The sequence below is a fragment of the Clostridium sp. UBA7503 genome (genome assembly GCF_002477055.1).
In the GTDB taxonomy this organism is placed as follows: domain Bacteria; phylum Bacillota; class Clostridia; order Clostridiales; family Clostridiaceae; genus Clostridium_J; species Clostridium_J sulfidigenes.
In genome coordinates, this window is sequence record NZ_DLNT01000016.1 from 19800 (window position 1) to 27259 (window position 7460).

Sequence of the window (7460 nt, forward strand, 5' to 3'; positions counted from 1 at the left end):
GAGAGTGAATGAATTGTCTTTAAAAAAACAGATGAAATTCCTTCAGCAGTGTGAAAACAACTTAGGTAAATTGAATTTTTATCTAGATATTACAGACAGTAAGATTAGCTGTGAACCCTGCTTAATGATAAAGCATTATTATAACTGGTGTGTTAAAAATATATTTAGAATAGATGTAAATGAAGTAAATCTTACTGAGTTTTTAAAAAAAATTATAGAAAAGTTAGATTATAAAGTAATTGGCAATATGGAGTATGAGGATTTTAGAAATCTTATAGTATCATACTACTCACTAGGAGAAATATATTTTGAGAAAAAAGAATTTGAATTATCAAAAGATTACTTTTCTAAAGTAATAGAGGTTATGGAGGAATTCTTAAAAAGTGGAAATAAATTTCAAACCGAAGAAATTCAATGTAAAAGTGGAGTAGTATTTTTTGAACTATTAATGTGGGCAAGAAAGAATCTTGGTGATATGGTTGAAGTTGAAGAAGCTTTATCACTATATGAAAGCATAATTGGAGAAGAAGAAATATTATACATACAAAAAAACTATTGTGTATATAGAGCAAGTAAAGAATTAAACATCATAGATAAAGCTAATGAGGCAGCTAGAAATGTAATAAAAATATTATCTTCATTTAAAGGAATAAATATAGATGTTGTAGATTATTTTACAACAGAAAAATCTTACTCTAATGCTATAGATATCTCAATAGAGGAATATTGTAAGGATAGTATTCCTCATTGGATAAATACAATGAATATTATATGCACAAAAGCACAATCACTAGATATAGAATGTGTGGATAAGATTATAAAATTCTGTAATATATTAATGGAAGATCTTAAAATTGTAGAGTGGAGTACTTTAATTTTAAGTTTATACAAATGTATCAGACAAGAGGAAGAACAACTTATTAAAGTATTAAATTATCTAAGACAAAGTTTTAATACTATAGATTATAAACATGGAGATTTTATAAATTGTTCTCAAGCTGTATGTGTGTTAAATGAAATTTATGAAGATATAAGAATAAGAAAGTATAAAGAAGTATTTTTAAGAGAGTATGAATTTGACTTTGCGTTTTATTTAATGAATGCTGCGATTCAAAACAATAATTATGAAAAAGCAATTGAAACTTCAACAAAGTTATCTTCTATGGTTAATACATTTAATATAAATAAGCACCTACTTAATTATATAGAAGAATGTAACGAAATATCCATAGATGGAACTAATAAGGAAAACTATAATTTAAGAGAGTATCCTTGGCTATATTTATATAATAATGTAAAAGATATATGTACAAGCTATGGCATAGAATCTAAATTTGATACTAGTGACTTTATTAGAAGTAGTAGTAAAAAAGCAATAATAGGTATTAATGCAATTCAAGATAGAGAGGTAGAAGAAACTTTAAACAATATTATTGGAGAAAAAATTTTTTTGCAAGATAAGGATATTGTGTTTATTAGCAATGAACAACTAGAGTTAAAATCATATATTAAAGATTATTATAGTTGTGAAGTTATTACAAAGAATAATTTATTAAGAGATCCTAATAAATGTATTATAACTTATGATAAGTCTATTCATGGTAAAATGGCAGATAAAAATATTATTGTAATAGATGGTCATAAAGAGTTAAGAGATATTGATGTAACTTATATTAAACATATATTAGAAGATAGTAACAATTCTATATTGGTTATTCTTATTAATACAAAGAATAATGATTATAAAGCTGAAGCATTAAGTTATAATAAAGCTTTATTAGAAAATATGCTAGATTATAAAAGAAAAATTCTATTATTTGACCAAAAAGACTTTTCTGATTCTAGAGAGTTAGTAGAAACACTTATAGGACAAACTCCAGAAAATATAATAAATATGAAATTTAATGACTTTAAGAATAATATAAATAAAACTTTGGATGGAATTCGAGAAGACATAAAATTTAAAAATGGAGTTTATAAGGAAAGGAGATATACACTTAAGGAATGTGTATCAGAATATATAAACTTAGCAGATGAAGTTAGATCAAACCATAATGAATTTCTTACTAAAATTCAGGGTGATATAGAGTTTTTAGGAAAATATGCGGAAGAAAAGATATCAATAATTATACCTGATCTTATAGAGAAAAAACTAGATGCTATAGATGACTTAGAAGAAACTTCAACATTAAAGGATAAGGCTGAAAAAATATTTAGTGAAACTATTGTGAATTGGTGTAATAAAAATATATATGATTTAATGTTAGAACAATTTGAGGTTTATATAACTAAGTATTCAAAGCTCTATGGATACCATCAAGAGACTATAGAAAAGATAAAGGATAATAGGGATACTGTAATATCTGCCTATGGTGATTTTACAAGTAAAATTAAACCTATAGATATAAAACCACTTGAGGAGTTATTGAAGAAGTTTTTAGTATTACATGATGAATTCTTAAATAGTATTAATTATGAAGTTACTGTAATACCAAATGAGAATTTCTTAAGTACAGTAGCCGATGGAATTAAGGTAATGTTTATGAAGTCAGAAGAAAAGGCAGAAAGTACTAGAATAAAAATTAAAAATCAAGTCATAGAAAATAAGGATAATATTGCTGCTATATTAAGCAATAATATAATGGAAAACTTAAGAGGACTTTCAGACAAGTTAAAGGAAGAAATAAAAGATATATTTGAAGGAACTCTAAATGATATTACAATAGATAAAAATATAGTAGAGCAAGCAGAAATGGATATGAAAAAATCTCATGAAGAGATTACTAAAAAAAATGAGGAATTAGAAGTTCTTATGAAGTTTGTAGATGTAGAGGTATTAAAATATATAAAACAACTTGATCATAATATGATATATTTTAAGAGTAAATGCTATAAATTAGTTTAAAATAAATGGCTATGGGACTACCATAGCCATTTATTATTCTTTTATTTCATAATTATTATTTGTAAGGGTAAATGCTTTTTTAAAGCCATTAGTTAAGTATAGTTCATGGTTCTTAGTTATAAAAATTGCCTCAACATCATCTAATGAGTTAATAAGTTTTAAACCTTCATCTACCCCAAGGGCAAATAAAGTAGTTGATAGAGAATCACCGTCTATAGAATTATTAGATAATATAGACACACCTAAGATGTTGTTGTCATATGGATAACCTGTATCTGGACTTAGAATATGGTGATAGTTTTTACCATCTTGCTCAAAGTATCTTTCATACACTCCAGAGGTTACAATAGATTTATTACTAACACTCACAAATCCAATAGTATCACTACCGGATTTTTCAGGGTTTTGAACTCCTACCTTCCAAGGGGTACCATCTATCTTGTCGCCAAGTACATAAATATTCCCACCTAAATCAATAATTGCACTGGATACTTCAGCATCTTTTAGAATTTTAACTATTTCATCAGCAGCATATCCCTTTGCAATCGCACCTAAGTCTATAATCATATTTGGATCTTTTAAAAATATGCTTTTTTTTGATTCATCTATTTGAATTTTATTATAATCAATTAAAGCCTTTTTTTCATTAATTTCTTTTTCTGAGGGAAGTTTAGCATTATCTGTACCGATTCCCCATAACTTTACCAAAGGTCCAATAGTGATATCTAGTGAACCACCAGACAGTTTAGAATATTCTAGTCCTTTTTTTACCACATTAAAAGTATCATTGCTAACCTCAACAGGTTCTATTCCCGCCATAGTATTTACTTCATCTAACTCGGTATTAGATTTACTTATACTTAATATATTTTCTAGTTCTCTTAAACGAGCAAAAGATTCATTTATTATAGTTGTATCTCTTTTATCATATATGGTTATGGTACATACAGTACCAATAACTAGCTCTGTTTTACTAATTGGCTTAATAGGTAGTTTTTGATTTGCGCATCCTGCACTAATAATAGTAGTTATAAATACAACTAAAAGGCAAGAAAGTTTTTTTAAGAGTTTCATAGATACCTCCTTATCTATATGCATAATAATATAAAGTTTTAATATTTAACTAAATAAACCCTTATATATTGTTAAATTATTATTAAAGTAGGTTATATCATTATATTAATAATAACATTATAATTTATTAGGAGAAACTTTTAAATATAAAATATATAGAAATTTCATAACTAGTAATAACTACATAATTGAGGAGAAATAAATATAAGACTTCAGGATAACCTAAAGTCTTATTACTACACTATTTATGAAAATACTATTTTTTGGCTTTAACTACTGCAGTTTCAGTTTTACCATCATTTGCATATTGGACAGCTGCATCGGCTAAAAGCTTAAAATCATCTCCAGAAGTAGTTGCTCCAGTTATTGCATCAACTGTTGCAGGATCTTGTTTCTCTACAAGAGCTTCTGCATATTGAGCTGAAAACTCAACAGGGCCAATTCCAGATACTTGTGTCATCTTTTCTTGATATTCGGCATCTTTACTCTTTAGATCTCCAGATTCATTTACATAGTCAAATTTAGCATCAGTGATTTTTCCATCAGCAACTGTAATTTCAACTTGTCCTTTCCAACCGTGATCATCAAAAGCATCAAATTCAGATTTATAGCTTCCATCCTTCATTCCTTTTGAACCACAACCAACTAACATTCCAGCAGTTAAAACTACTGAAGATAATAAAGCTAGAACTTTTTTATTCATTAATGTGCCCTCCTAAAAATATTTTTGGTTTAAAAAAACGTAGTATTTTTATGTCTTAATTATAAACTAAACTAAAATAATAGTAAATATATTTCCAGGAAATTTGTTAAAAAATTATTTACAATTTATGATTTAAATTAACATAAATAACATAAAATACAATAATATATATATATATTGTTTTTTAGTTAAAGAATATTTTTCTTAAATTTTTTAATCACTAAGAAATTTAGGTGAACATATTGATATAATAACAATAAAAGATTAAAATTACTTTGTTTAAACTATTATCGCATAGGAGAAGAATCAATATGAAATTAATGAAGAGAATGGATATAGTAATAATTGTAGTACTACTAATAGTGTCATTTATACCTTACATAATGCTAAAAAATTATCAGAGTAATTATAAAGGAATAAACTATGCTGTTATTTCTATAGATGGACAAGAGAAAAAGAGAGTGGAATTAACAAAGGATTTAGATGAAGAATTTACTTTTAAATCATCCTATGGAATAAATAGGGTTGTTATCCATGATATGAAAATAGGGATTGTAGATGCAGATTGTAAGGATGAAATATGTATAAATGAAGGATTTATAGGAGAGGTTGGAGAAAGGATAGTATGTCTGCCTAATAGATTAATCATTGAAATAGTAGGAGAACAAAAGAGTAGTGAAGGGGAAGATGTAATTTCTCGTTGAGGTGAAGATAATGAATAGTAAAGAAGCTAGTAAAAGTATTAGAAAAATGATATATATATCTCTATTAGTAGCAATGTCCTTGGTGCTACACATATTTGAAAATATGATACCAGTACCATTTATAACTCCGGGCACAAGGCTAGGTCTTGCTAATATTATTACGGTAATAGCATTATACACCTTAAGTTATAAAGAGACTTTTTTAGTTATGTTTTTAAGAATTTTACTTTCTGTAATGTTTGGAGGAAGTATATCTAGATTAATGTATAGTTTAGCTGGTGGGATTTTAAGTTATATATTTATGGTATTTACAAAACATCTTGGAAAAGAAAAGATAAGTATTATAGGAGTAAGCTGTGTGGGGGCAGTATTTCATAATGTAGGACAATTACTTGCAGCATCACTAATAGTAAAAACAATGAGTGTTATGCTCTATTTACCTGTTATGAGTGTGGCAGGGATTGGGACTGGTATATTTGTTGGAATTACAGGCAATTTTGCAGTAGAACATTTAAAAAAAGTTTTTGGTATAAATAACAATTGGTTTTAAAATGAATTTAATTAAAATAGATTAAATGGATATAAATATATTAAATAGGTATGTAGTTACACTTAATAGATAGAAACTTAAAATAATGTATTTTATTTAGGAGGAAAAGTATATGAGGGTTGATGAGGAAATACTCAATTTTGCATTTAATAGTTTAAATGAATACATTGTAGTGGTTAATGAAGATGGAATTATAACAATGATGACAGATGGATATAAGAAGTTTTTAGGTTGTAAAGAACCAGAGGGTAAACATGTAACTAAGGTTATACCCAACACAAAATTGCACCTTATAGCTAAAAATGGATTTAAAGAAGTTGGAGATATACAAGAGGTTAATGAACACAAAATGATATCTATGAGAGTTCCTATAATAATTAATGGAAAAATTAGAGGCGCCATAGGTAGAGTTATGTTTAAAGATATAGATAATTTTAGAATATTAAGTAGTAAGATATCCCATCTAGAAAAAGAAGTTCAATTTTATAAAAATGAACTCACTGTAGAGAATAAAGCAACTTATACCTTTGATAAAATTATCGGAAATAGCTCAAGCTTCTTAACTGCTATAAAATTTGCTGAGAAGATTGCAAGGGGGGATTCATCTGTATTAATTACAGGGGAGAGTGGTACAGGAAAAGAATTAGTTGCACAGTCCATACACAATAGTAGTAAAAGAGCGAGGAAACCGTTTGTTAAAATAAATTGTGGAGCTATACCAACAGAACTATTTGAATCAGAAATGTTTGGCTATGAAGAAGGAGCATTTACAGGAGCAAAAAAAACAGGAATGAAGGGGAAATTTGAGCTTGCAGATGGAGGAACTATTCTTTTAGATGAAATAGGAGATATGCCTCTTTTTATGCAGGTTAAGTTATTAAGAGTTCTTCAAGATAGAGAAATTGTAAGAGTGGGTAGTAATGATGTAAAGAAGATAGATGTTAGGATTATAGCATCTACAAATAAAAACTTATTACAGTTAACTCAAGAGGGTAAGTTTAGACAAGATTTATACTATAGATTAAATGTTATGCATGTTAAGCTTCCAGCATTAAGAGAAAGAATTGAAGATGTGGGACTACTTGCAGAGGCATTAAGAGTTAAGCTATGTAATAAGTATGGAATATATAGTGAAGGAATATCAGAAGAAACCTTGGATTATCTTAAATGTTATAACTGGCCAGGTAATGTTAGGGAACTAGAAAATGTTATTGAAAGAGCAATAAATTTACTTAATACAGAGCTTAAAATTTTACCAGAGCATTTACCAGCAAAGATATTAGATTGTAACAAAAGAAAGGTTGATTATGAAAATAAACAACTTAAAGACATAGTAGAAGAAATAGAAAAGCAGGTAATTATAGAAACTTTAGGGAAACTTAATGGTAATAAAAATGAAACTGCTAAGGTTTTGGGTATTAGTAGGCAAGGTCTTTATAAGAAAATGAAGAGATTTAATATGGAAATTTAAAATAGTGTAAACTAAAACACACATGTAAACTTAGTTTACATGTGTGTTTTAGT

6 protein-coding genes are annotated in these 7460 nt (G+C 27.3%); 4 read left to right on the forward strand and 2 right to left on the reverse strand.

Annotated elements, in window-relative coordinates:
- The first annotated feature begins 13 nt into the window (after positions 1–13).
- Positions 14–2905, forward strand: a complete 2892-nt coding sequence (locus B3630_RS03925) for a hypothetical protein (RefSeq protein ID WP_346895710.1) — start codon at positions 14–16, stop codon at positions 2903–2905.
- Positions 2906–2938: 33 nt separating this feature from the next.
- Here B3630_RS03925 and B3630_RS03930 read toward each other — a convergent pair whose 3' ends face one another.
- Both B3630_RS03930 and B3630_RS03935 read right to left on the reverse strand, forming a co-directional pair.
- Positions 2939–3979, reverse strand: a complete 1041-nt coding sequence (locus B3630_RS03930; RefSeq protein ID WP_346895712.1) for an FAD:protein FMN transferase — start codon at positions 3977–3979, stop codon at positions 2939–2941.
- Positions 3980–4235: 256 nt separating this feature from the next.
- Positions 4236–4682, reverse strand: a complete 447-nt coding sequence (locus B3630_RS03935; RefSeq protein ID WP_346895714.1) for an FMN-binding protein — start codon at positions 4680–4682, stop codon at positions 4236–4238.
- A gap of 311 nt (positions 4683–4993) precedes the next feature.
- Here B3630_RS03935 and B3630_RS03940 point away from each other — a divergent pair, with 311 nt between their 5' ends.
- The 3 genes from B3630_RS03940 (at position 4994) to B3630_RS03950 (ending at position 7407) form a co-directional block, all read left to right on the forward strand.
- A complete protein-coding gene (locus tag B3630_RS03940) occupies positions 4994–5386 on the forward strand; it encodes a NusG domain II-containing protein (protein ID WP_346895716.1) in 393 nt (130 codons plus the stop codon).
- A 10-nt stretch (positions 5387–5396) separates the two neighbouring features.
- Positions 5397–5936, forward strand: a complete 540-nt coding sequence (locus tag B3630_RS03945) for a Gx transporter family protein (RefSeq protein WP_346870128.1) — start codon at positions 5397–5399, stop codon at positions 5934–5936.
- A gap of 112 nt (positions 5937–6048) precedes the next feature.
- Positions 6049–7407: a sigma-54 interaction domain-containing protein gene (locus tag B3630_RS03950; protein WP_346895718.1), complete on the forward strand. Its 1359-nt coding sequence runs from the start codon at positions 6049–6051 to the stop codon at positions 7405–7407.
- Positions 7408–7460: the final 53 nt, after the last annotated feature.

What these genes read in the sequence shown, in the direction of transcription:
- B3630_RS03930 (WP_346895712.1), bottom strand. Translation starts at nt 3,979, where the DNA reads ATGAAACTCTTAAAAAAACTTTCTTGCCTTTTAGTTGTATTTATAACT.
- B3630_RS03935 (WP_346895714.1), bottom strand. Translation starts at nt 4,682, where the DNA reads ATGAATAAAAAAGTTCTAGCTTTATTATCTTCAGTAGTTTTAACTGCT.
- B3630_RS03940 (WP_346895716.1), top strand. Translation starts at nt 4,994, where the DNA reads ATGAAATTAATGAAGAGAATGGATATAGTAATAATTGTAGTACTACTA.
- B3630_RS03945 (WP_346870128.1), top strand. Translation starts at nt 5,397, where the DNA reads ATGAATAGTAAAGAAGCTAGTAAAAGTATTAGAAAAATGATATATATA.
- B3630_RS03950 (WP_346895718.1), top strand. Translation starts at nt 6,049, where the DNA reads ATGAGGGTTGATGAGGAAATACTCAATTTTGCATTTAATAGTTTAAAT.